This window comes from Mycobacterium sp. DBP42, assembly GCF_005924235.1.
In the GTDB taxonomy this organism is placed as follows: Bacteria; Actinomycetota; Actinomycetes; order Mycobacteriales; family Mycobacteriaceae; genus Mycobacterium; species Mycobacterium syngnathidarum.
Map to the genome: position 1 here is coordinate 162,267 of NZ_VCMY01000005.1, position 20,963 is coordinate 183,229.

Annotated in this window: 23 protein-coding genes; 11 read left to right on the plus strand and 12 right to left on the minus strand. The window is 67.5% G+C overall.

Going from position 1 to position 20,963, the window contains the following annotated elements; all coding sequences use genetic code 11:
* Positions 1-153: 153 nt before the first annotated feature.
* The 5 genes from folP (at position 154) to E0T84_RS08455 (ending at position 3,249) form a co-directional block, all read left to right on the plus strand.
* A complete protein-coding gene (gene folP, locus E0T84_RS08435) occupies positions 154-978 on the plus strand; it encodes a dihydropteroate synthase (RefSeq protein WP_070186873.1) in 825 nt (274 codons plus the stop codon).
* On the plus strand, positions 975-1,925 hold the full coding sequence (locus E0T84_RS08440) for a glucosyl-3-phosphoglycerate synthase (RefSeq protein ID WP_070186853.1): 951 nt from the start codon (positions 975-977) through the stop codon (positions 1,923-1,925). Before folP ends, E0T84_RS08440 begins: the two co-directional genes overlap by 4 nt.
* Before the next feature lie 30 nt (positions 1,926-1,955).
* The gene (locus tag E0T84_RS08445) at positions 1,956-2,333 is read left to right on the plus strand and encodes a DivIVA domain-containing protein (RefSeq protein ID WP_070186852.1); all 378 of its coding nucleotides are present in this window, start codon (positions 1,956-1,958) and stop codon (positions 2,331-2,333) included.
* Positions 2,330-2,920, plus strand: coding sequence for a DNA-3-methyladenine glycosylase I (locus E0T84_RS08450; RefSeq protein ID WP_278185121.1), 591 nt, complete (start codon positions 2,330-2,332; stop codon positions 2,918-2,920). The genes E0T84_RS08445 and E0T84_RS08450 overlap by 4 nt, the downstream gene beginning before the upstream one ends.
* A gap of 161 nt (positions 2,921-3,081) precedes the next feature.
* Positions 3,082-3,249, plus strand: coding sequence for a DUF3117 domain-containing protein (locus E0T84_RS08455; protein ID WP_003885506.1), 168 nt, complete (start codon positions 3,082-3,084; stop codon positions 3,247-3,249).
* A 21-nt stretch (positions 3,250-3,270) separates the two neighbouring features.
* Here E0T84_RS08455 and glgA read toward each other — a convergent pair whose 3' ends face one another.
* A complete protein-coding gene (gene glgA / locus E0T84_RS08460) occupies positions 3,271-4,434 on the minus strand; it encodes a glycogen synthase (protein WP_110765031.1) in 1,164 nt (387 codons plus the stop codon).
* A gap of 99 nt (positions 4,435-4,533) precedes the next feature.
* On the opposite strand from glgA, the gene glgC reads away from it, so the two are divergent.
* Positions 4,534-5,748, plus strand: coding sequence for a glucose-1-phosphate adenylyltransferase (gene glgC, locus E0T84_RS08465; RefSeq protein WP_070945530.1), 1,215 nt, complete (start codon positions 4,534-4,536; stop codon positions 5,746-5,748).
* A 23-nt stretch (positions 5,749-5,771) separates the two neighbouring features.
* On the opposite strand, the gene E0T84_RS08470 is transcribed toward glgC, so the two are convergent.
* The 6 genes from E0T84_RS08470 to E0T84_RS08500 form a co-directional block, all read right to left on the minus strand.
* Positions 5,772-6,416 (minus strand): DUF4126 domain-containing protein, encoded by a 645-nt coding sequence (locus tag E0T84_RS08470; protein ID WP_110765030.1) that lies wholly within the window; start codon positions 6,414-6,416, stop codon positions 5,772-5,774.
* Positions 6,417-6,740: 324 nt separating this feature from the next.
* Positions 6,741-7,415 carry an isoprenylcysteine carboxylmethyltransferase family protein gene (locus E0T84_RS08480; RefSeq protein ID WP_070186850.1) on the minus strand — a complete coding sequence of 225 codons (675 nt, stop codon included), beginning with the start codon at positions 7,413-7,415 and terminating at the stop codon, positions 6,741-6,743.
* A 21-nt stretch (positions 7,416-7,436) separates the two neighbouring features.
* Positions 7,437-9,056, minus strand: a complete 1,620-nt coding sequence (locus E0T84_RS08485) for an ABC transporter permease (RefSeq protein ID WP_070945529.1) — start codon at positions 9,054-9,056, stop codon at positions 7,437-7,439.
* Positions 9,053-9,946, minus strand: coding sequence for an ABC transporter ATP-binding protein (locus E0T84_RS08490; protein WP_070945528.1), 894 nt, complete (start codon positions 9,944-9,946; stop codon positions 9,053-9,055). The genes E0T84_RS08485 and E0T84_RS08490 overlap by 4 nt, the downstream gene beginning before the upstream one ends.
* The gene (locus E0T84_RS08495) at positions 9,943-10,608 is read right to left on the minus strand and encodes a TetR/AcrR family transcriptional regulator (RefSeq protein ID WP_070945527.1); all 666 of its coding nucleotides are present in this window, start codon (positions 10,606-10,608) and stop codon (positions 9,943-9,945) included. Before E0T84_RS08495 ends, E0T84_RS08490 begins: the two co-directional genes overlap by 4 nt.
* A gap of 124 nt (positions 10,609-10,732) precedes the next feature.
* The gene (locus E0T84_RS08500; RefSeq protein WP_070945526.1) at positions 10,733-11,377 is read right to left on the minus strand and encodes an O-methyltransferase; all 645 of its coding nucleotides are present in this window, start codon (positions 11,375-11,377) and stop codon (positions 10,733-10,735) included.
* A 175-nt stretch (positions 11,378-11,552) separates the two neighbouring features.
* Between E0T84_RS08500 and sigE the strand changes: the two genes are divergently transcribed.
* The 4 genes from sigE (at position 11,553) to tatB (ending at position 14,789) form a co-directional block, all read left to right on the plus strand.
* The gene (gene sigE / locus E0T84_RS08505; RefSeq protein WP_138744210.1) at positions 11,553-12,332 is read left to right on the plus strand and encodes an RNA polymerase sigma factor SigE; all 780 of its coding nucleotides are present in this window, start codon (positions 11,553-11,555) and stop codon (positions 12,330-12,332) included.
* 77 nt (positions 12,333-12,409) lie between these two features.
* On the plus strand, positions 12,410-12,808 hold the full coding sequence (gene rseA, locus E0T84_RS08510; protein ID WP_070186844.1) for an anti-sigma E factor RseA: 399 nt from the start codon (positions 12,410-12,412) through the stop codon (positions 12,806-12,808).
* 77 nt (positions 12,809-12,885) lie between these two features.
* Positions 12,886-14,382 carry a S1C family serine protease gene (locus tag E0T84_RS08515; protein ID WP_070945525.1) on the plus strand — a complete coding sequence of 499 codons (1,497 nt, stop codon included), beginning with the start codon at positions 12,886-12,888 and terminating at the stop codon, positions 14,380-14,382.
* Between the two features lie 2 nt (positions 14,383-14,384).
* A complete protein-coding gene (gene tatB, locus E0T84_RS08520) occupies positions 14,385-14,789 on the plus strand; it encodes a Sec-independent protein translocase protein TatB (protein WP_138744211.1) in 405 nt (134 codons plus the stop codon).
* Here tatB and E0T84_RS08525 read toward each other — a convergent pair.
* The 4 genes from E0T84_RS08525 to E0T84_RS08540 form a co-directional block, all read right to left on the minus strand.
* Positions 14,786-15,928, minus strand: a complete 1,143-nt coding sequence (locus tag E0T84_RS08525; protein ID WP_070186870.1) for an Mrp/NBP35 family ATP-binding protein — start codon at positions 15,926-15,928, stop codon at positions 14,786-14,788. The genes tatB and E0T84_RS08525 overlap by 4 nt on opposite strands.
* A 49-nt stretch (positions 15,929-15,977) precedes the next feature.
* Positions 15,978-17,279, minus strand: coding sequence for a lytic murein transglycosylase (locus E0T84_RS08530; RefSeq protein ID WP_308193032.1), 1,302 nt, complete (start codon positions 17,277-17,279; stop codon positions 15,978-15,980).
* A 151-nt stretch (positions 17,280-17,430) separates the two neighbouring features.
* A complete protein-coding gene (locus E0T84_RS08535) occupies positions 17,431-17,976 on the minus strand; it encodes a DUF1003 domain-containing protein (RefSeq protein ID WP_070186841.1) in 546 nt (181 codons plus the stop codon).
* Complete coding sequence (locus E0T84_RS08540; protein WP_070186840.1) at positions 17,973-19,259, minus strand: magnesium transporter MgtE N-terminal domain-containing protein; 1,287 nt, start codon at positions 19,257-19,259, stop codon at positions 17,973-17,975. The genes E0T84_RS08535 and E0T84_RS08540 overlap by 4 nt, the downstream gene beginning before the upstream one ends.
* 25 nt (positions 19,260-19,284) lie before the next feature.
* On the opposite strand from E0T84_RS08540, the gene E0T84_RS08545 reads away from it, so the two are divergent.
* Positions 19,285-20,250: a CoA ester lyase gene (locus E0T84_RS08545; RefSeq protein ID WP_138744212.1), complete on the plus strand. Its 966-nt coding sequence runs from the start codon at positions 19,285-19,287 to the stop codon at positions 20,248-20,250.
* 38 nt (positions 20,251-20,288) lie between these two features.
* Here E0T84_RS08545 and E0T84_RS08550 read toward each other — a convergent pair whose 3' ends face one another.
* The gene (locus E0T84_RS08550; RefSeq protein WP_070186838.1) at positions 20,289-20,888 is read right to left on the minus strand and encodes a DUF4190 domain-containing protein; all 600 of its coding nucleotides are present in this window, start codon (positions 20,886-20,888) and stop codon (positions 20,289-20,291) included.
* Positions 20,889-20,963 lie beyond the last annotated feature (75 nt).

Sequence of the window (20,963 nt, forward strand, 5' to 3'; positions counted from 1 at the left end):
GCCGCTTTCTGCACCAGTGTCGTGGCCAGCGTCGGATCGCCACCCTGAGGTAGAAACGGCGGCGGATCAGTCACCAGGCACTATGGAGGCGTGTTGACGACGCGCAATGGCCAGTTCTGCGGACGCCCGGTCGCGGCTGACCGTGCGCTGATCATGGCGATCGTCAACCGGACGCCGGACTCGTTCTATGACCGCGGCGCGACGTTCACCGACGACGCCGCGAAGTCCGCGGCGGCACGGGTGATCGACGAGGGCGCCGATGTGATCGACGTGGGCGGGGTCAAAGCCGGCCCGGGCAGCGCCGTCGACGCCGACGAGGAGATCGCCCGCGTGGTGCCGTTCATCGAATGGCTGCGCACCACCTACCCCGATCAGCTGATCAGCGTCGACACCTGGCGCGCGGCGGTGGCCAAGCAGGCCTGCGCGGCCGGCGCCGACCTGATCAACGACACCTGGGCGGGTGCGGACCCCGGTCTGCCGGAGGTCGCCGCCGAGTTCGGCGCCGGCCTGGTGTGCTCACACACCGGCGGCGCAGTGCCGCGCACCCGGCCGTTCCGGGTGACCTACGGAATCACCGAACGCGGCGTTGTCGACGACGTAATCGCCGAGGTGACCGCCGCCGCCGAGCGGGCGGTAGCAACGGGTGTCCCGCGGGACCGAATCCTGATCGACCCGACCCACGATTTCGGTAAAAACACTCATCACGGTCTTAGTTTGTTGCGCCACGTAAAAGATCTTGTTAAGACCGGATGGCCAGTCCTGATGGCGCTGAGCAACAAGGATTTTGTCGGGGAGACTCTGGGTGTGGATCTGACCGAGCGCCTGGAGGGCACGCTGGCCGCGACGGCACTGGCCGCCGCGGATGGAGCGGCCATGTTCCGGGTACACGAGGTCGGACCCACACGGCGCGTGCTGGAAATGGTCGCGTCGATCCAGGGAGTGCGGGCACCCGCACGAACAGTGAGGGGGCTCGCGTGACTGCAATACCTGAACTGGACGTCACCGACGGAGTCGTCGGACATCGTTGGTTGACCGACCACAGCTGGAACCGGCCGAGTTGGACCGTCGCCGAGTTGGAGGCGGCCAAGGCCGGCCGCACAGTCTCGGTCGTGCTGCCTGCCCTCAACGAGGAGGAAACGGTCGCCTCCGTCGTCCAGACCATCACCCCGCTGTTGGGCGGCCTGGTCGATGAGCTGATCGTGCTCGATTCGGGGTCCACCGACGACACCGAGATCCGTGCGCTCGCCGCCGGGGCCCGGGTGATCAGCCGCGAGGTCGCGCTGCCTGAACTGGCACCGCAGCCGGGCAAGGGTGAGGTGCTGTGGCGGTCCTTGGCCGCCACGACGGGTGACATCATCGCCTTCGTCGACTCCGACCTGATCGACCCCGACCCGATGTTCGTCCCCAAGCTGCTGGGCCCACTGCTCACCGCCGACGGTGTGCACCTGGTCAAGGGGTTCTATCGGCGGCCGCTCAAGGTCAGCGGCAGCGAGGACGCCAACGGGGGTGGCCGGGTCACCGAGCTGGTGGCGCGCCCGCTGCTGGCCTCGCTGCGCCCCGAGCTGAACTGCGTGCTGCAGCCGCTCGGCGGCGAATACGCGGGCACCCGCGAGCTGCTGACCTCGGTACCCTTCGCGCCCGGTTACGGCGTGGAGATCGGTCTGCTGGTCGACACCTACGACCGCCTGGGTCTCGACGCCATCGCCCAGGTGAACCTCGGGGTGCGAGCCCACCGCAACCGCCCCTTGACCGAGTTGGCCTCGATGAGTCGGCAGGTCATCGCGACCTTGTTGTCGCGGTGCGGCATCGCTGATTCGGGCATGGGGCTGACGCAGTTCTACGCCGACGGTGACGATTTCACCCCGCGGGTGTCGTCGGTGTCCCTGGCCGACCGTCCGCCGATGGTGACCCTGCGCCCGCGCTAGATGTCGCATGCGTGAGGCAGTATCGAGGGCGTGACACTGATACTGCTGTACCTGGTGGTGCTGGTCCTGGTGGCCACGGTGCTGTTTGGTCTGGGCAGCATGATCTTCGGCCGGGGTGAGACGCTGCCACCGTTGCCCCGTGGGACGACCGCCACGGTCCTGCCGGCCTCGGGGGTCACCGGAGCCGACGTCGATGCCGTCAAGTTCGCCCAGGTCATCCGCGGATACAAGACCAGCGAGGTGGACTGGGTACTGGATCGGTTGGGTCGCGAACTGGACGCAGTGCGGGGGGAGCTGGCTGCCGTCCGCGCGGCCTACGGCGTACCCGACGACTTCGACGCGGAGGGCGACGATGACGCGGAGATGTCGGCCACCGCGGGCGAGGTCCGGACCTCGGAGGAGCCGTGACCGACCGGATTGTCGGCACCGCCGACGATGGCCGCATCCGGTGCGGCTGGGCCGTCCAATCGGGCGATCCCCTGTACCGCGACTACCACGACACCGAGTGGGGCCGTCCGCTACGGGATTCGGCCGCTCTGTTCGAGCGAATCAGCCTGGAGGCCTTCCAGAGCGGTCTCAGCTGGCTGGTCATCCTGCGCAAGCGGGAGAATTTCCGGGCTGCGTTCGACGGATTCGATGCCGGTGTGGTCGCGAAGTACACCGACGACGACATCGAGCGGCTGATGGCCGACTCCGGCATCGTGCGCAACCGGGCCAAGATCCTGGCGACGATCGCCAATGCCAAGGCGGTCAACGACCTCGACGTCGACTTGAGTGAGCTGCTGTGGTCATTCGCCCCGCCGGCCCGTCCCCGGCCCGCTGACCTGGACCAAGTCCCCGCGGTGACACCGGAATCGACCGCCATGGCCAAGGAACTCAAGCGCCGCGGCTTCAAGTTCGTCGGCCCCACCACGGCATATGCGTTGATGCAGGCCACCGGGATGGTCGACGATCACGTCGCGGCCTGCTGGGTGCCGGAGGCAGCCCGAAAGTGACATCAGTCGGTATCCGAAGGGTCTTTGCACAACCATCGCGGCGGATAGGGAAGAATAGGGGGAGTTCAGTAGCAGTTCAACGCCGGGTGCCGCCAACGAGTGGGCGGCTTCGGCCCCAACCTGGCCCTGACGCGGGTCGGCGAAGTTGGAGGGAGCACTCGATGGCGGCGATGAAGCCCCGGACTGGTGACGGTCCACTGGAAGCAACCAAAGAGGGGCGAGGGATCGTAATGCGAGTACCGCTGGAAGGCGGTGGGCGCCTCGTTGTCGAACTGACTCCTGACGAGGCCGCTGCGCTGGGTGACGAACTCAAGGCCGTCACCAGCTGATCGACCTCGCAAGGTGTCCGCTCAGGCGGACACCTTGCGGTATATCTCCAGGGTCTGCTCAGCGATGTGCGCCCAGGAGAATTCGGCGATGCACCGCTGGCGTCCGGCCTCACCGTACTTTCTGGCGGTGTCCGGCTCGGCCACCAGTGAGTTGACCGCGTCGGCCAGACGCATCTCGAAGAAGCGCGGGTCGGTGGCGTCGTAGTGCACCAGAAGCCCGGTCTGTCGGTCGGCGACGACCTCTGGGATACCGCCGACATCGGAGGCGACCACCGGCGTCGCACAAGCCATCGCTTCCAGATTCACGATGCCCAACGGCTCGTACACCGAGGGGCAGACGAAAACTGTGGCAGCGGAAAGTATTTCGCGGATCTTGTTGATCGGCAGCATCTCGCGCACCCAGAACACGCCGGTGCGGGCCCGGGCCAGTTCCGCCACTGCCGAGGACACCTCGGCAGCGATCTCGGGGGTGTCGGGGGCGCCGGCACACAACACCAGCTGCACCTCCGGGCTGAACCGGTGGGCCGCGGCCACCAGGTGGGCCACACCTTTCTGACGGGTGATGCGTCCGACGAAAGCCACGATCGGCCGGGTCAGGTCGACACCGAGTTCGGCCAGCACCGAGTCGTGATCGGCGGGCGCTGCCGGATACCAGACGTCGGTGTCGATCCCATTGCGCACCACGTGGACCCGGTTGGGATCGAGCGCTGGATACGTATGCAGCACGTCGTCACGCATACCGGAGCTCACTGCGATCACCGCGTCGGCAGCCTCGATCGCGGTGCGTTCCACCCATGAGGACACCCGGTAGCCCCCACCGAGCTGCTCGGCTTTCCAGGGGCGCAGCGGCTCGAGCGAGTGGGCGGTCAGTACATGGGGGATGCCGTAGAGCAGTCCGGTCAGGTGCCCGGCCATCCCGGCGTACCAGGTATGTGAGTGCACCACCGTGGCCTCCGACGCGGAGTTGACCATGTTGAGGTCCGCGGACAGTGTCGACAGCGCCGCATTGGCGCCGCGCAGCGCGGGGTCGGGCTGCGCCACGAAGGCCCCGTCCCGGGGGGCGCCCATGCAGTGGACGTCGACGTCGCACAGCTGACGCAATTGTGCGACGAGTTCGGTCACGTGCACCCCGGCACCGCCGTACACCTCGGGTGGATATTCCCGAGTCATCATGGCCACCCGCATATCCGAGACGGTAGTAGGTCGGCGAGGGTCCAGCTACACGCCGCACACATCTGTTGCCATTGGCTGGCCGCGTTGCTGGTTGGCGGATAGGTTTGACCCATGAGGGAGTTGCCACATGTGCTGGGCATCGTTCTGGCCGGGGGAGAGGGCAAACGGCTGTATCCGTTGACGGCTGATCGTGCCAAGCCGGCAGTTCCCTTCGGCGGTGCCTACCGGCTGATCGATTTCGTGCTGTCCAACCTGGTGAACGCCCGATATCTACGGATCTGCGTTCTGACGCAATACAAGTCGCATTCGTTGGACCGGCACATCAGCCAGAACTGGCGGCTGTCGGGCCTGGCCGGTGAGTACATCACCCCGGTGCCTGCGCAGCAGCGGCTCGGGCCCCGCTGGTACACCGGATCGGCCGATGCGATCTACCAGTCACTCAATCTGATCTACGACGAAGACCCGGATTACATCATCATCTTCGGCGCCGACCACGTGTACCGCATGGACCCCGAACAGATGCTGCGGTTCCACATCGACAGCGGGGCCGGGGCCACCGTGGCCGGGATCCGGGTACCGCGCGCTGAGGCCAGTGCGTTCGGCTGCATCGACGCCGACGATTCCGGGCGTATCCGAGATTTTGTGGAGAAGCCCGCGGATCCACCGGGCACCCCCGATGATCCCGAACAGACTTTCGTGTCGATGGGCAACTACATCTTCACCACCAAGGTGCTCATCGACGCGATCCGCGCCGATGCCGATGATGACCACTCAGACCACGACATGGGCGGCGACATCATCCCCCGGCTGGTGACCGACGGGATGGCCGCGGTCTACGACTTCAACAACAACGAGGTGCCCGGGGCCACCGAACGCGATCACGGCTACTGGCGCGACGTCGGAACACTCGACGCGTTCTACGACGCGCACATGGATCTGGTGTCGGTGCACCCGGTGTTCAACCTCTACAACAAGCGCTGGCCGATCCGCGGTGAGTCGGAGAACCTGGCACCGGCCAAGTTCGTCAACGGCGGATCGGCACAGGAGTCGGTGGTCGGTGCCGGCAGCATCATTTCGGCTGCCTCGGTGCGCAATTCGGTGTTGTCCTCCAACGTCGTCATCGACGACGGCGCCATCGTGGAGGGCAGCGTTCTGATGCCGGGGGTGCGGATCGGGCGGGGTGCGGTGGTGCGCCACGCCATCCTGGACAAGAACGTGGTGGTGGGCCCGGGCGAGATGGTGGGTGTGGACCTCGACAAGGACCGCGAGCGGTTCGCGATCAGTGCGGGCGGTGTGGTCGCCGTCGGCAAGGGTGTCTGGATCTGACGCATCCGCGCGTCAGTGCGGGGTCATTCCCACGGATCCACCGCGGCGGGTCGGGGCGCCGCACTGGTGCGTGCGTTGACGCCGACCTTGGCCTCGGTCCGTCGCCTGCGCCACCGCCACAACCGGAACGCGCCCCAGAGCAACACGACCAGCGCCACGAGCACCAGGATCGGCAGCAGGATCGCCACGAAAACCAGACCGACACTGGTGACGTCCTCGACGGTGGACAGCACGGGTGCGGCGACCCCGGCGGTGGCGACGTTGGCCGCCGGCCGCACCGTGGACTTGGTCAACGACACCACCAGCGCGGTGACCGCGCCGATCACCACCGGGATCCATTGCCCGGACTGGGCGAAAGCGCCCGGGTCGGTGACGGCCGCGGTCTGCGACGCGGTGCCCGACCCGAACACGATGCCGCCCGCGGTCGGGCGGACGAAGGTCTGGATGGTGTCGTTGACGGAGTCGAGGGCGGGGATCTTGTCGGCGACCACCTCGATGATCAGCAGCACCGCGACGATCGCGATCACCCAGCCGTTCTCCAGCCAGGACCAGCCCGCCGGTAACGACACCAGATGCGTGAAGCGTGACAGCAGGCCGAGCGCCAGCAACGGGATGTAGGCGTTGAGCCCCGCCGCGGTCGCCAGGCCAAAGCCGGTCAACAGTTCCATTACTGCAGTATGCGGCGAACTCGGCCTCGCGCCGGGCAGTTCGCCGTTATCCGCTCCGCGCCGTTCGGCTCACCACACGTAGGGCAGCAGCCGGTAACGGACCTCGCGGGTGTACTGGTCGTAGCCGTCGAGTTCGGCGCGCAACAACTTCTCCTCGTCGACGATGCGCACAGCCAGCAGGGCTACCCCCGGAATGACGAGTACCAGCGCCCAGTACGACCCCAGCCGAACGTACCGGCGGGCGCGAACACGAGGACCGCGAACACAGCGAATCCGACAACGGCGGAGACCGCCGCCTGCAGACCGATCAACATGGGGCTCCCATCACCAGACGTAGGGCAGCAGGCGGTAGCGGACCTTCTGGCTGTACTCGTCATAGCCGCCGAGTTCGGCGCGCAACATCTTCTCCTCGTCGACGATCCGTGCGCCGAAAATCGGGATCGAGACGATCGAAACGAGCAGCGCCCAGTACGAACCAAGCGCCAGCGGCGTGCCGAACATCATCAACACCGCACCGAAGTACATCGGGTGACGGACCAGGCCATAGAGGCCGGTCGATACCAGGGGTTGCTCGTCCTCCACTCGAATGCTGGCGCCGGCGAAGCTGTTCTGGAAGACGACCGCCTGCGCGAGGACAAGGCCGACCGCCACCACGACGTTGCCCAGGACGACGACCGCGATCGGCACGCTCGACCAGCCGAACCGGTGGTCGAGGGCGCTGAGCACGAACACCGCGAAGGCCGAGCCCGTGACTGCCCAGATGATGATCTTCTGCACGATGCGGGTTTCCGCGGTGGGCCCACCGTGCAGCCGTCGTCGCAGGGCGGCGGGGTCCCGGACCGCCAGATAGATGCTGGGCACCAAAGTGGTGAGCATGAATACGACGATGAAAACCCAGGCCTGCCAGTAGCCGAATGTGCCGGCCGGCCAGAACAGTGCCACGACGAAGAGTGCCAGGCCGAATACACCGGATGCGATGGTCTGAAGTGCGAGTTTCATCAGCTACCTCCTATCTGGGTTTCACACCGCGTCGCGGTTGCGATAGATCCAGCCGGCGATGGCCGCCAAAACCGTTGCGACGACGAGCATCACAATCAGCGCCGCAGCCGGGAAGTTACTGGGCACAGTGGTCTGGCCCACGGGCGACAACTCGATCAGCCAGCGTGGCAGGCGCAGCAGCGCCCCGAGGTACAACGCGGTAATCACGAAAGTGACTGTCAGCCAGGCGATCCAGGGTGCGCGCAGAGCCACCGCCAAGGCCGCGATCGCGGCCACTACGGCCAGTGCCGGCAGATACGCCAGTGCGGACACGGTGAGGCGGATGACGGTCGCCGGCTCGCCCAGTGTCAGCCCGGCACCCAGGCCGTTGCCCAGCCCGGCGCACAACATCAGGACCGCTGCCCCGGCCAGGGCGCAGCACACCGCCCCCAACAGCCACCGCCGGCGCGACACCGAACCGGCCAGCACCGGCTCTCCCAGTCCGTTCTGCTCGTCGGCGTACACCCGCAGCACAGCCGAGGCAACGTACCCGCAGGCCGCCGCGGCCAGGAATTGAGTCATGGTGGTGTAGATGCCGTCGTTGCCGGTCGCGGACAGCACCCGGGCGATCAATTCGTTGGTCTCGGCCGCGTCCAGCAGCGCTTTCGTCATCGAACCGAAGACCAGGCCGGCCACGAACAGGCCCGTGGCCCAGCCGATGGTCTGGCCGCGTTGCAACGTCAGGTGCAGCCGCAGCGGGCCGGTGATCGCAGCGGCATCAGGCTTTTCACCCGCCGACGCGATGGTGCCCGCGTCGTATTGGCGACGCCGCTCCAGCACCGCGGCGACCGCCATCAGCGCGACGGCCAGGATTACCAGCAGGCTGAACGGCCACCAACGCAGGCCGGCGAACGGTCGCATCTGTTGTGCCCAGGCGATGGGGGAGAACCAGCTCAGGGCGCTGCCCGAGTTGTCGATGACATCGCCTGCCCCGCGCACCAGCGCGGCCAGCGCAAGTACCGCAAGCGCCGCGCCCGACGCCGTGCGAGCCTGTCGCCAGAGCTGCGCGGTCACCGCGGCGACGGCGCCGAACACCATGGCCACTCCCGTGATGCCCAGACACATGGCGGCGGTGTCGAGTACCGCGAAGCCGGTGGCGGCCATGGCCAGGGTCATGGTGAGTGCGAGAACGGCGTTGAGCCCACCGACCAGGATCAGGGCAGCGGCGGTCCGTGCGTAGCGTCCCACCACCGAGGAGAGCACCAGTTCGGCGATGCCGTTCTCCTCTTCGGCGCGGGTGTGACGAATCACGGTGAGAACCGCCAGGATCGAGGTCGCGATGGTCAGCGTGAGCATCAGTTCGTTGGCCATCATCACGCCGAGGTCGGTCTCGTTGCCGCCGAACATGGGCCCGCCGAGCATCATCCCGGCCGGAGTCTTGAGCAGGTTGACCCTGGCCAGTCGCTGCTCTTCACCGGGGTATGCCAACCGAATCGCGTTGGGCGCGTAAACCATCATCGAGGTGAGTACCGCGAGCCACACGCCGAGCCGTACCCGGTCACGACGCAGCGCCAGGCGCAACAGGATTCCGGTACCGGTGAATGGTGACGTCGCCGTGCGCGCCGGTCCCGCGGGGCGCGCCGGGGCGGTGGCGACTGTCATCGAGTCGCCCCCTGGTACTCACGGAGGAACATGTCCTCCAGGGATGCCGGTGTGACGGTGAGATCTTCGATGCCGAGATCGGTGAGGTGCTCCAGGGCGAACTCGATGTCGTTGCGGTCCACCGAGAAGCTCACTGCACCCTCACGGCTGGCGAAGTCGTGAACATAGGGGGTGTTCTGCAGCGCGCGGCCGTCGGAGCGGGTGCGTGCGACGACCTTGGTGCGCATCAGGTGGCGCAGCTCGGCCAGTGTTCCGGAACGCACCGTGCGTCCGGAGCGGATGATCGTCACGTTGTCGCAGAGCTTTTCCACTTCGGCGAGGATGTGGCTGGACAGCAGGACCGCGGCGCCTTGGCCGGCGACCTCACCGACACATTGTTGAAATGCCTTCTCCATCAACGGGTCCAGTCCTGATGTCGGCTCGTCGAGAATATAGAGCTCGGCGTGGCAGCTGAACGCCGCGACGATGGCGACCTTCTGCCGATTGCCCTTGGAATAGGTGCGGGTCAACTTGAGCGGGTCCAGCTCGAATCGTTCGATGAGGGCGTCTCGGCGCCGAGTGTCGACGCCGTTCCCGCGCAGCCGGCACAAAAAGTCGATGGCCTGCATGCCGGTCAGGTTGGGCCACAATGTGACATCGCCGGGGACGTAGGCGATCCGCCGGTGCAGCGCGACCGCGTCGCGCCAAGGGTCGCCGCCGAGCAGTCGCACGCTTCCCCCGTCGGCCCGCAGCAGTCCCAACAGCACTCGGATCGTGGTGGACTTGCCCGCGCCGTTGGGTCCGAGGAACCCGGTGACGTGGCCGGGGGATACGGTGAGGTTCAGTCCGTCCAGGGCTTTGGTGTGCCCGAAAGACTTTGTCAATCCGCGGATTTCGACGGACTTGTTCACGCTGGCTCCTTGCTCTCGGTGGCTGTGCTGAACGGGATGCCTTGTTCGCGTTGATGCAGGAACGTGTCGTACATGGTCGAGTCGGTCATGAGCCCCTCGGTGTAGAGCTCCAGGGCGGGCAGCATCATTTCTTCGCCGTAATCCCGCAACACCCGGCGCAGATCTGTTGGGTCGTCGTGCATCTGCAGGTACAGCAGAAATCCGCCGCCACTGCACATCGCCATGAACTTCGCCCGGCCCCGCGGGTCGCGGCTGGGTTTGAGCACGCCGGTACGGACACCCTCCTGCAGGTACTCCTCGGCGTTGTCGACCATGGTGCGCCAGAACGCCTTGGCCAGTTCGCTGCCGGACTGCATGCTGCGTACCAGATAGGCCATCAGTGGCGCGTAGGACTCGATCTCGGCCATTTGCGCCATCCAGGTCGAGGGGTCAGCGCTCTGAATGGACTCGGTCTTGGCTTCGCGCACCACCTCGGCCACGTAGGCGTCGCACGCCTTGCGCAGGCCTTCCTTGGAGCCGAAATGGTGGATCACCAAGGCGGCGCTGACGCCCGCGGCCTCGGCGATGCTGCGCAATCCCACGCTGAAGCCGTGTTGCCCGTACTGCTCGATCGCGGCGTCGCGGATCCGGGCGATTGCTGTTCGATCATCGACTGAACGCATGTTTAGTACGCTAAACATGCGTTCAGTCAGCGGTCAAGGGGTTGGCCCGTCAGGAATCCGTAAAGAACAAGTTCGGCCCCACCCCTACAGCCGAGGGGTGAGGCCGGAGGAAGGGTTGAGAGAGTCAGTCGCGGGCGGCGGCCAGCAAGCCGTCGCCCAACGGGATCAGCACCGGGGTGAGCCGTTCGTCCTCGGCGATGAGCCGGGCCGCCTCGCGCACGGCGCTGACCTCGGCATCGTTGGCCCCGGCGTCGCCGGCCCGGCCGCCCAGCGCGGCACGGTGCAACACGATGGCGCCACCGGAACGCAGCAGCCGCACGCCCTCGGTCACGAACTGCGGCTGGTCCATCGGCTCGGCATCGATGAACACCAGGTCGTACGACTCGTCGGCCAGACGGGTCAGCACCTCCTGGGCGCGTCCACTGATCAGCCGCGTGCGTCCGGGGCCGACTCCGGCCTCGTTGAACCCCTGCTTGGCGATGCGCTGGTGCTCGGGTTCGACGTCGATCGTGGTCAGTACGCCGTCGTCGCTCATGCCGGACAACAGCCACAACCCGCTGACGCCGGCGCCGGTGCCGACTTCGACCACCGCGCGCCCCCCGGTGAGCCGCGCGAGCACACTCAGCAACGCCCCCACCGCCGGCGTGACCGCACCCGCGCCGAGTTCGTCGGCCCGCTCGCGCGCAGCCGCGACGATCTCGTCTTCGGAGATCGACCGTTCGGCGTGGGTGACGATCGCCTCGGCGCGATCTGCGTTGGAGCTGACCATGCCCGCAGCGTAAGCCAGACCCCCGGGGCGCCGAGGCGACACGCCCGTGGGTGGCGGTTATCACGGGCTCGAAATTCGCTGGTCCGTGCAGGTAACCCGACGTATCGTCGGCTTTCTCAGGGAAAGTTCAGATTGCTCATATGCCTGCCACACCGGGATCGGGAACGGTATCGGCATGGAACACGGCGCCCGCTGGCGCACTGCCCAGCACAACCAGGACAGTCATCGGAATAACGAAGTCATCAGTCGTGTTGAGCTGAGTGAAATTTGTGATCAGGAGGATCCGACGAGCACGAACACTGTTACCTCGAACCCTGCCACCCAGGCCGCCCCGGTGACCATGGCTCATTTGGAGCAGTTCACCACCGGCGAATGGGTGGAGCCTTCCGACGAGTTGACCGGTACGGCAGTTTTCGACGCCACCGGCGACCAGGCCGCCATGCCGTCGTGGGACGAGCTGGTGCGCCAACATGCCGACCGGGTCTACCGGCTGGCTTACCGGCTATCGGGTAACCAGCACGATGCCGAGGACCTGACCCAGGAGACCTTCATCCGGGTGTTCCGCTCGGTGCAGAACTACCAGCCCGGAACCTTCGAGGGGTGGTTGCACCGCATCACCACCAACCTGTTCCTGGACATGGTCCGCCGACGCGGCCGCATCCGCATGGAAGCGCTGCCCGAGGACTACGACCGGGTGCCCGCCGAGGATCCGAACCCCGAGCAGATCTACCACGACTCCCGGTTGGGGGCCGATCTTCAGGCGGCTCTGGATTCACTTGCCCCGGAGTTCCGCGCTGCGGTGGTCCTGTGCGACATCGAGGGTCTGTCCTATGAGGAAATCGGCGCCACACTGGGCGTGAAGCTCGGCACCGTGCGCAGCCGCATCCACCGCGGTCGGCAGGCGCTGCGCGACTATCTGGCGAAGAACTCGCCGGAAACCGCCAAATCCGCCTAGCGGTGGTTGGTGTTCAGCGCGCCCGGTCGCGCTACATTCGGGTCAGGACATTTGGGCGTGGTGAGAGGAGCTGGGCGATGGTCGACCCGGGACATGTGTTCCGTCGGGCATTCTCCTGGTTGCCTGCGCAGTTCGCCTCGCAGAGCGATGCCCCGGTCGGCGCGCCGCGCCAGTTCGGATCCACCGAGCATCTGTCGATCGAGGCGATCGCGGCATTCGTCGATGGTGAGCTGCGAATGAGCGCCCATCTGCGGGCCGCCCACCATTTGTCCCTGTGCCCGGATTGCGCTGCCGAGGTCGATGCCCAGGGCCAGGCCCGGGCCGCATTGCGGGACTCCTGTCCGATAGCCATCCCGAATTCCCTGCTGGGGCTGTTGTCGCAGATACCGCACCACAGCCCCCAGCCTTCGGCCGACGTCGATGAGCAGCCCCGGTTCGCTGATGACCCGACGCGGAGCCGGCGTAAGCGTCGGTAGGCTGCACACAAGGCGATCAGTGACCGGCGCCGGCCTATCCGGCTGGGGCGGGCGCTCCGATAGAGAGTGATACACCGGTGACCAACCAGGACCAGTCCGACGAGAGCGGTCGTCTGGAACCGCGCCCCGTGGAGCGCCCACCCGTCGATCAGTTGTCGGAGCGCACTTTCGGGCGTCCCGACGGCGTCGAAGGCTCGTTCCTGGGTGCCGAGAAGTACCAGGACCAGGGTGAGTACGCGCCCAAGGACCAACCGCCCGATCCCGTGCTGGCCGAGGCGTTCGGCCGGCCCGGTGGCGCCGCCGACTCGCTGCAGCGCCATCCCACCGACATCGGCGCGATGGAGGCCGAGAAGGCCGTCGGGGACGAAGATTTCGACGATCCCTGGCGCGACCCGGGTGCCATTCCCGCGCTGGGTATGCCGGCGCAGGCGCCGGCCGCGCCGGTGGTGGCGGCCGCTCCGATCGGCAAGCTGGGTGCCCGCGAGGTGCTGTTCGGCGGCCGAGTGTCGTGGCCGTCGCTGTTCATCCTGTTGATCGTCGCCGGGTTGATCGCGTTCGTCGGCGGCTGGGTCGGCCAGAAGACGGCGGGCACCGTGCAGGCCTTCACCACCTCCAAGGTGACGCTGGAGACCGGCGATGCCCCGCCCGCAGACGCCGGGCGGTTCGCCAAGGTCGCCGCCGCGGTCGAGGACTCGGTGGTGACGATCGAGGCCAAGAGCAAGACCGAGGGCTCACAGGGCTCGGGTGTGGTCGTCGACGGCAAGGGTTACATCGTCACCAACAACCACGTGATCTCAGATGCCGCGAGCAAGCCCGCGGACTACAAGATCACCGTCGTGTTCAACGACGGCAGCGAAGTCCCTGCCAACCTCGTCGGTCGTGACCCCAAGACCGACCTGGCGGTGCTGAAGGTCGACAACGTCGACAACCTCGTCGTGGCGCGCATGGGTGATTCCGAGAAGGTGCGCGTCGGTGAGGAAGTCATCGCCGCCGGCGCCCCGCTGGGCCTGCGCAGCACGGTCACCAGCGGCATCATCAGTGCCCTGCACCGCCCCGTGCCGCTTTCGGGTGAGGGCTCCGACACCGACACCGTGATCGACGGGCTCCAGACCGATGCCTCGATCAACCACGGCAACTCCGGCGGCCCGCTGATCAACATGTCCTCCGAGGTGATCGGGATCAACACGGCCGGAAAGTCCTTGTCGGACAGCGCCAGCGGGCTGGGCTTCGCGATTCCGGTCAACGAGGTCAAGCAGGTCGTCGAGAACCTGATCAAGGACGGCAAGGTTGCTCATCCGACGCTGTTGTTGAGCGCCGTCACGGTGAGCAACAGCGTCGCCTCGGGTGCGCAGGTCCGCAACGTCAACGCAGGCGGCCCGGCGGAGAAGGCGGGGATCCTGGAGAACGACGTAGTGGTCAAGGTCGGGGACCGCGAGGTCGCCGACGCCGATGAGATGGTGGTCGCGGTGCGTCAGCTCAAGATCGGGCAGGAAGCCCCGATCGAGGTGCTCCGCGACGGTCGGCCCATGACATTCATGGTCACGCCGATCAGCGACGATCAAAAAGCGCAGTAGCGATGTTCGCGAACATCGGGTGGGGAGAGATGCTGGTCCTGGTGATCGCCGGTCTGGTGATCCTGGGGCCCGAACGCCTGCCCGGTGCCATCCGCTGGACGTCCGGGGCGCTGCGGCAGGCGCGCGACTACGTCAGCGGCGCCACCACCCAGTTGCGTGAGGACTTGGGGCCGGATTTCGACGATCTCCGGCAGCCCCTGGCCGACTTTCAGAAGCTGCGCGGCATGACGCCGCGCGCCGCGATCACCAAGCACCTGCTCGACGGCGACGATTCATTCCTGACCGGGGCCTTCGACGACCACCAGAATCAGCAGCCCTCGGTGCCGGGCGACAAGGCCGTCGGCGACACAGTGGCCAAGCCGGCGGAGAAGCCCACCGGAACGACATTCGACCCCGACGCGACCTAACGGCGGGCGGTATCCAGCCCCAGCGACATCCCGGCCAGCCCACGCTTACGCGCCGACAATCCCTCGGCGATCTTGCGCAGCTCGGCGCCGGCGGGTGAATCCGGGGCCGACAGCACCAGCGGAACACCGGAGTCGCCGGCCGTGACCAGCGCCGGGTCCAGCGGGACCTGGCCCAGCAACGGCACCTCGGCGCCCACCGAGCGAGTCAGCGATTCCGCCACCTGGTGGCCGCCGCCCTCACCGAACAGCTGCATGACGGTGCCATCGGGCATCAGCAGGCCCGACATGTTCTCCACCACGCCCGCGATGCGCTGACGGGTCTGCAGGGCGATCGCACCGGCGCGCTCGGCCACCTCGGCCGCGGCCAGCTGGGGTGTGGTCACGACAAGGATCTCCGCACCGGGGATCAGCTGGGCCACCGAGATCGCCACGTCGCCGGTCCCGGGCGGCAGGTCGAGCAGCAGGACGTCGAGATCGCCCCAGTACACATCGGCCAGGAACTGCTGCAGGGCCCGGTGCAGCATGGGCCCGCGCCACACCACGGGCGTGTTGCCCTGGGTGAACATCGCGATCGAGATGACCTTCACGTCGTGGGCGACGGGCGGCAGGATCATCGAGTCGACCTGTGTGGGTCGGTCGCCGGTGCCCATCATGCGCGGCACCGAATGGCCGTAGATGTCGGCATCCAACAGACCGACGGACAGCCCGCGGGCGGCCATCGCGGCAGCCAGGTTGACCGTCACGCTCGACTTGCCGACCCCGCCCTTGCCCGAGGCCACCGCGTACACCCGGGTCAACGAGTTGGGCTGGGCGAACGGGATCACCGGCTCGCGGGAATCGCCGCGCAGCATCTTGCGCAATTCGGCACGCTGCTCGTCGTTCATCACGTCGAGGCTCACCTTGACGGCGCCGGTGCCGGGAACGTCGGTGACGGCGGCCTTCACCAGGTCGGCGATCTCGTTCTTCTTCGGGCAGGCCGCGGTGGTCAGGTAGATCTCGACATGCACGCCGTGGTCGGCCTCGATCGAGATGTTCTTGACCATGCCGAGTTCGGTGATCGGCTTCCGCAATTCGGGGTCGATCACCTTGGCCAGCGCAGCGCGAACCGCGGATTGCAGCTCAGTGGCAGATTCGGACATCACTGCTGAGTCTACGGCGGTGGCACACGACGCCGGATCCAGGCCAGCGTCAGGCGGGCCCCGGTGCCGGTCCAGGGGCGGGGCCGGCACCCGGTCCCAATGCCGGAATCGGCGGCGCGGCCTCGATCGGCGGGCCGGCCGGCGCAGGTGCGGGGGCCACGGGAGAGATCTGGGCCGGTGCCGGCCCCAGCGGCGGTGCCTGCGGTGCCGGTCCGGGCACGGGCCCTGGCGGCGGGAATTGCGCCGGACCGGGGCCGGGCGGCGGCGGGGCCTGCTCACCCAAGCAGAACACCACGCACGTGGGCTGACGCGGTTGCTCCCACGGCGGCACCCAGGGCGGCGGCGCGGCCGGGGTCTGGGACGGGATGGCCTCTGCCGGACCCGGCAGCGGACCGAGCACCTGCCCCGGTGCGAAGCCCGGAACGTTCTGCGTGCCGGTCTCGTTGCGGTTCAGCAGCGGAATCAGGGCCAGCGGATCGCCTGCGGGCAGGCCGGTGGCGTCGGTGGGTAGGCCCGGGCCGAGGCCCTCCGGGTTGTCCAGGTGGGAATCGCCGATCGGAGGAATGGACCCGGTGATTTCGGGCAGGTCGACGGGCACCACGCCCGTGGCATAGGCCGCGGCCCAGCCCAACACGTTGCGGGCGTAGGCCACCGAGTTGTTGTATCGGAGGATCGCCGTCATGACCTGGGCTTGGTCGCGCAGGTTGAGCCCCCCGCTGCACAGGTAGCGAGCCGCGGCCAGCGCCGAGTCGAACACGTTCTGCACATCGGCTTGGCCGTCACCGTCGCCGTCGGAGGCATACCGGGCCCAGGTGCCGGGCAGGAATTGCATCGGCCCCATGGCCCGCACATATGAGACCCGCCCCGCCTGAACGCTCTGGACGATGATCTCGTTGCCAGGCAAGGTGCCGTCGAGTGCGGGGCCGTAGATCGGACGGACCGCGGTGCCGCTGGCATCGGTGGCGCCGCCGTTGGCGTGCCCCGACTCGATCCGGCCGATGCCGGCCAGCAGGTTCCAGCTGACCCCGCAACTGGGGTAGGCCGCGGCCATCATCCGTTCGGCGTTGCGGTAGGCCTTCAGCGATGTTCCTGGAATGCCAAGGGCGCCAGGGGTATTGACCACGAATGCCGGTGGGGGAGCGGAGAGCGTGGTCATCGGCTTGATGCGGAAGCTCGTCGGAGGTCTGGCCGCGGCGACCACGGCGGGGCCAGACCGGTCGGTCTGGGGGGCGACGGCGGCCAGCGGGGTGACCGCGGTGCCGGAGACCCCGGCGCCAGGGGCGGCCGAACCGGCGCCTGCGACCAACACGATGGGGGCCAGGACGGCGACGCCGAGCGCGGGCGAGCGCACGAGCCGGCTCACATGGCGCCGAGCGGTTGCGATAACCGCTCCTCCCCCTACGCGCACTTACCCGTCCTTAAGTCAGCTTTGGCCATGTTGTGAACCAAGTCACCATACATAGTCGAGGTTTCCGTTGTTACGACAATGGTCGACAGTGATATCAACCACCGCGCTTGGACTTGCGCTCGCCGCCGTCGGCTTTGCTCGGATTGCTCCCGTCGGTGTCGGTTTGCGGGACCAGTTCGGTGATCAGGTCACGCAGTTCCTCCAACTCGCGGCGCAGGTAGTCGCGGGTGGCAACCTCGCCGACCGCCAACCGCAGCGACGCCAGTTCCCTGGCCAGGTATTCGGTGTCGGCCTTGGTCTGTTCGGCCCGGCGCCGGTCTTCCTCGAGGGAGACCCGGTCCCGGTTCTCCTGCCGGTTCTGGGCCAGCAGGATGAGCGGGGCGGCATACGCGGCCTGAGTCGAGAACGCCAGGTTGAGCAGGATGAACGGGTACGGGTCCCATTGGAAGGTGAAGACGCCGATGTTGAGGGCGATCCAGACCAGCACCACGATGGTCTGAATGGCCAGGTAGCGCCCGGTGCCGAGGAAACGCGCGATCGACTCGCTGAACGCGCCCACCGCCTCGATGTCGACGTGCAGCCCGAAGCCGCGGGTCGCGCGCGGGGTGTCCAGCCGCTGACGCGCCGAGGTTTCGCTCATGAGCCCGCCACCGGGAGCTCAGGCTCGTCACGTTCACGCCAGTCGTCGGGCAGCATGTGGTCGAGCACGTCGTCGACCGACACCGCCCCCAAGAGGTGGTTCTCCTCATCGACGACGGGGCCGCACACCAGGTTGTACGCGGCGAAGTAGCGGGTCACCGCGGCCAGTGAATCGGCCGGGCTCAGGCTGGGCAAATCCGTATCGGCGATACCGCTGACCAGGGCCGCCGGCGGTTCTCGTAGCAACCGTTGCAGGTGGACGCAGCCCAGGTACTGCCCGGTAGGGGTGGCGCTGGGTGGCCGCGTGACGAAGACCATCGAGGCCAGTGCCGGGGTCAGATCCGGATCGCGCACCTGTGCCAGCGCTTCGGCGACGGTGGTGTCGGGGGCCAGGACCACCGGTTCGCTGGTCATCAGGCCGCCCGCGGTGTCGGGCGAGTGGGCCAGCAGCCGGCGCACGCCCTCGGAGTCCTCGGGGTCCATCTTGCGCAGGAGTGTTTCGGCGTCGGCCGGGGTCATGGAGCCCAGAACGTCGGCGGCGTCGTCGGGGTCCATCGCTTCCAGCACGTCGGCGGCACGCTCGGTGTTGAGCTGGCGCAGCACTGCGGTCTGCTCGTCCTCGGGAAGTTCCTGTAGCACGTCGGCCAGGCGCTCGTCGTCGAAGGCGCGGTACAACTCGTAGCGCCGTTTGACCGGCAGCTCGCGCAGCGCCTCGGCCACCTCGACCGGGCGTTGCCCCTCGAACTGCTCGAGCAGCGAGGCCACCCCCTGGTCGGGCATTGCCAGTCCCGACGGGGTCAGCCCGTGCACGTTCTGCCACTCCACGACGTGGATGTTGGTGCGCCGCCCCAGACGTCGCTGCGGGCGCACGGCCACCCGCGTCACCACCCAGTCGCGGGTCCGGGTCTGCTCGATACCCAGATCGACTACCACGACGTCGATTCCGGCCAGCTGCTCAAGATCGGGGTCGTCGACCCGTACCCGGGTCTCCAACACCTGGCCCAGCACCAGTACCTCTCCGGGTCGTTGCGCGAAACGGCGCAACGACACACTGCCGGTGGCCAGTGTCACCGAACCCGGCTCGATCGCCGTCACTCGCAGGATGGGAACGAAAATCCTTCGCCGAGTGAGCAATTCGACCACCAGGCCGAGAACGCGCGGTTGCTGACGGACGATGCTGATGCTGATCACCACGTCACGGACCCGGCCGATGGACTCCCCGTCGGGGCCCAACACGACCATCCCCGCGAGCCGGGCCGCGTAGACCCTGTTCACCGCCGCCATGAAACAAAGGGTAGAGACTGTGGTCGTGGAGAACACGTATCGACCCCGTAGAACGTGCCTCTCGGTTCCGGGAAGCAGCCTGAAGATGATCGAGAAGGCCAAGAGCCTGCCCGCTGACGAAGTGTTCCTCGACCTGGAGGATGCGGTCGCTCCCGACGCCAAGGAGTCGGCCCGCGTCCAGGTGGCGGCGGCGCTCGTCGACGACGGTTGGGCCGGCCAGCTGCGCGGGGTTCGGGTCAACGACTGGACCACACCGTGGACCTACGCCGACGTGATCGAGGTGGTGTCCACTGTGGCTTCAGCGGGGGCGATGCTCGACCTGATCGTGCTGCCCAAGGTCACCGAGGCGGCCCACGTGCAGGCGCTCGACCTGTTGCTCACTCAGCTGGAGGCCACCCACGGGTTGACGCCGGGCGGCATCGGCATCGAGGCGCAGATCGAGAACGCGCAGGGGCTCACCAATATCGACGCGATCGCTGCGGCCCCGCGGGTGCAGGCGCTGGTACTCGGTCCGGGCGACATGGCGGCCAGCCTCAACATGCGCACCCTCGAAGTCGGTGGGCAGCCCGACGGCTACGACATCGGCGATGCCCACCACCACGTGCTGATGCGCATTTTGATCGCCGCGCGCAGTCGCGGCATCAACGCCATCGACGGGCCGTACGTGAAGGTGCGCGATGTGGACGGGTTCCGCCGGGTCGCCGGCCGTTCGGCCGCGCTGGGCTATGACGGCAAGTGGGTTCTACACCCCGACCAGATCGATGCGGGTAACGAGATCTTCAGTCCCCGCCAGGCTGACTACGACCACGCCGAGCTGATCCTGGACGCCTACGAATGGCACACCTCGCACGCGGGTGGGGCCAGGGGAGCGGTGATGCTGGGCGACGAGATGATCGACGAGGCCAGCCGCAAGATGGCGCTGGTGATCGCCGGCAAAGGGCGGGCAGCGGGGATGAGTCGACTAGCCGAACCGTTCCGACCGCCGCGCTGATCGCGTCGCGCGGTGCCGCAGCGTAATTCGTGCGGCGGCTACGCGGCGGACAGGGCGGCCAGGAAGAACAGCAGCCAGGCTGCGCCGAACAGCGCGCCGACCCCGCCGATGGCGATGCCGGCGATCGCCAGGCCTCGCCCCGACTGTCCGCTCCGGCTGATCTGGTTGAGCGCGGTGATCCCGAGACCGATTCCGACGAGGGCCGCGAGCAGTCCGACGCCGCACATGGCGAACAGGAACAGCGAAAGGATCGACGCCGCCAGCGATCCGATGGCGACGTTGCTGGTCGTCGCCGACGGCGGCATTCCGTAGCCCGGGGGATATCCGGGATAACCCGGTGGACCATAACCAGGCGGTGGCGGCGGATACCCGGGCACCGGCGGGGGATACGGCGGAGGATAGGACTGCGGATAGTCGGGCGGGATGTCTGCGGGATAGTCGATCGCAGGTGGATACGGCGCAGTGACCTCATAGCCCTGCGGTCCGAACTCGTATGACGGTTGCGCCCCGCCGCTGTGCGGCCGATCCTGGGAATGCTCGATGGAAGGTGCTTCGTAGCCGCTGGACAACGGTTCGGAAGGCTGGGAGCCGGGGTCGGATGGCGGCGTTTCGCCCGCGTGGCCGTCCGGGTTTGTCATGCTGATCAACCTAGCGTACGGATCGCGAGGCCCCGGGCCGCGTGACGTCGGCACCAAATCCGGTGTGAGGGCGTT

Bases quoted from the DNA above. Each gene is read 5' to 3' on its own strand.
- E0T84_RS08455 (WP_003885506.1), top strand. From the start codon at position 3,082: ATGGCGGCGATGAAGCCCCGGACTGGTGACGGTCCACTGGAAGCAACC.
- E0T84_RS08540 (WP_070186840.1), bottom strand. From the start codon at position 19,259: ATGGCGGCGGTGAACAGGGTCTACGCGGCCCGGCTCGCGGGGATGGTC.
- E0T84_RS08480 (WP_070186850.1), bottom strand. From the start codon at position 7,415: ATGAAACTCGCACTTCAGACCATCGCATCCGGTGTATTCGGCCTGGCA.
- E0T84_RS08485 (WP_070945529.1), bottom strand. From the start codon at position 9,056: ATGACAGTCGCCACCGCCCCGGCGCGCCCCGCGGGACCGGCGCGCACG.
- folP (WP_070186873.1), top strand. From the start codon at position 154: ATGGCGATCGTCAACCGGACGCCGGACTCGTTCTATGACCGCGGCGCG.
- glgC (WP_070945530.1), top strand. From the start codon at position 4,534: ATGAGGGAGTTGCCACATGTGCTGGGCATCGTTCTGGCCGGGGGAGAG.
- sigE (WP_138744210.1), top strand. From the start codon at position 11,553: ATGGAACACGGCGCCCGCTGGCGCACTGCCCAGCACAACCAGGACAGT.
- E0T84_RS08525 (WP_070186870.1), bottom strand. From the start codon at position 15,928: ATGTCCGAATCTGCCACTGAGCTGCAATCCGCGGTTCGCGCTGCGCTG.
- tatB (WP_138744211.1), top strand. From the start codon at position 14,385: ATGTTCGCGAACATCGGGTGGGGAGAGATGCTGGTCCTGGTGATCGCC.
- glgA (WP_110765031.1), bottom strand. From the start codon at position 4,434: ATGCGGGTGGCCATGATGACTCGGGAATATCCACCCGAGGTGTACGGC.
- E0T84_RS08535 (WP_070186841.1), bottom strand. From the start codon at position 17,976: ATGAGCGAAACCTCGGCGCGTCAGCGGCTGGACACCCCGCGCGCGACC.
- E0T84_RS08500 (WP_070945526.1), bottom strand. From the start codon at position 11,377: ATGGTCAGCTCCAACGCAGATCGCGCCGAGGCGATCGTCACCCACGCC.
- rseA (WP_070186844.1), top strand. From the start codon at position 12,410: ATGGTCGACCCGGGACATGTGTTCCGTCGGGCATTCTCCTGGTTGCCT.
- E0T84_RS08470 (WP_110765030.1), bottom strand. From the start codon at position 6,416: ATGGAACTGTTGACCGGCTTTGGCCTGGCGACCGCGGCGGGGCTCAAC.
- E0T84_RS08550 (WP_070186838.1), bottom strand. From the start codon at position 20,888: ATGACAAACCCGGACGGCCACGCGGGCGAAACGCCGCCATCCGACCCC.
- E0T84_RS08495 (WP_070945527.1), bottom strand. From the start codon at position 10,608: ATGCGTTCAGTCGATGATCGAACAGCAATCGCCCGGATCCGCGACGCC.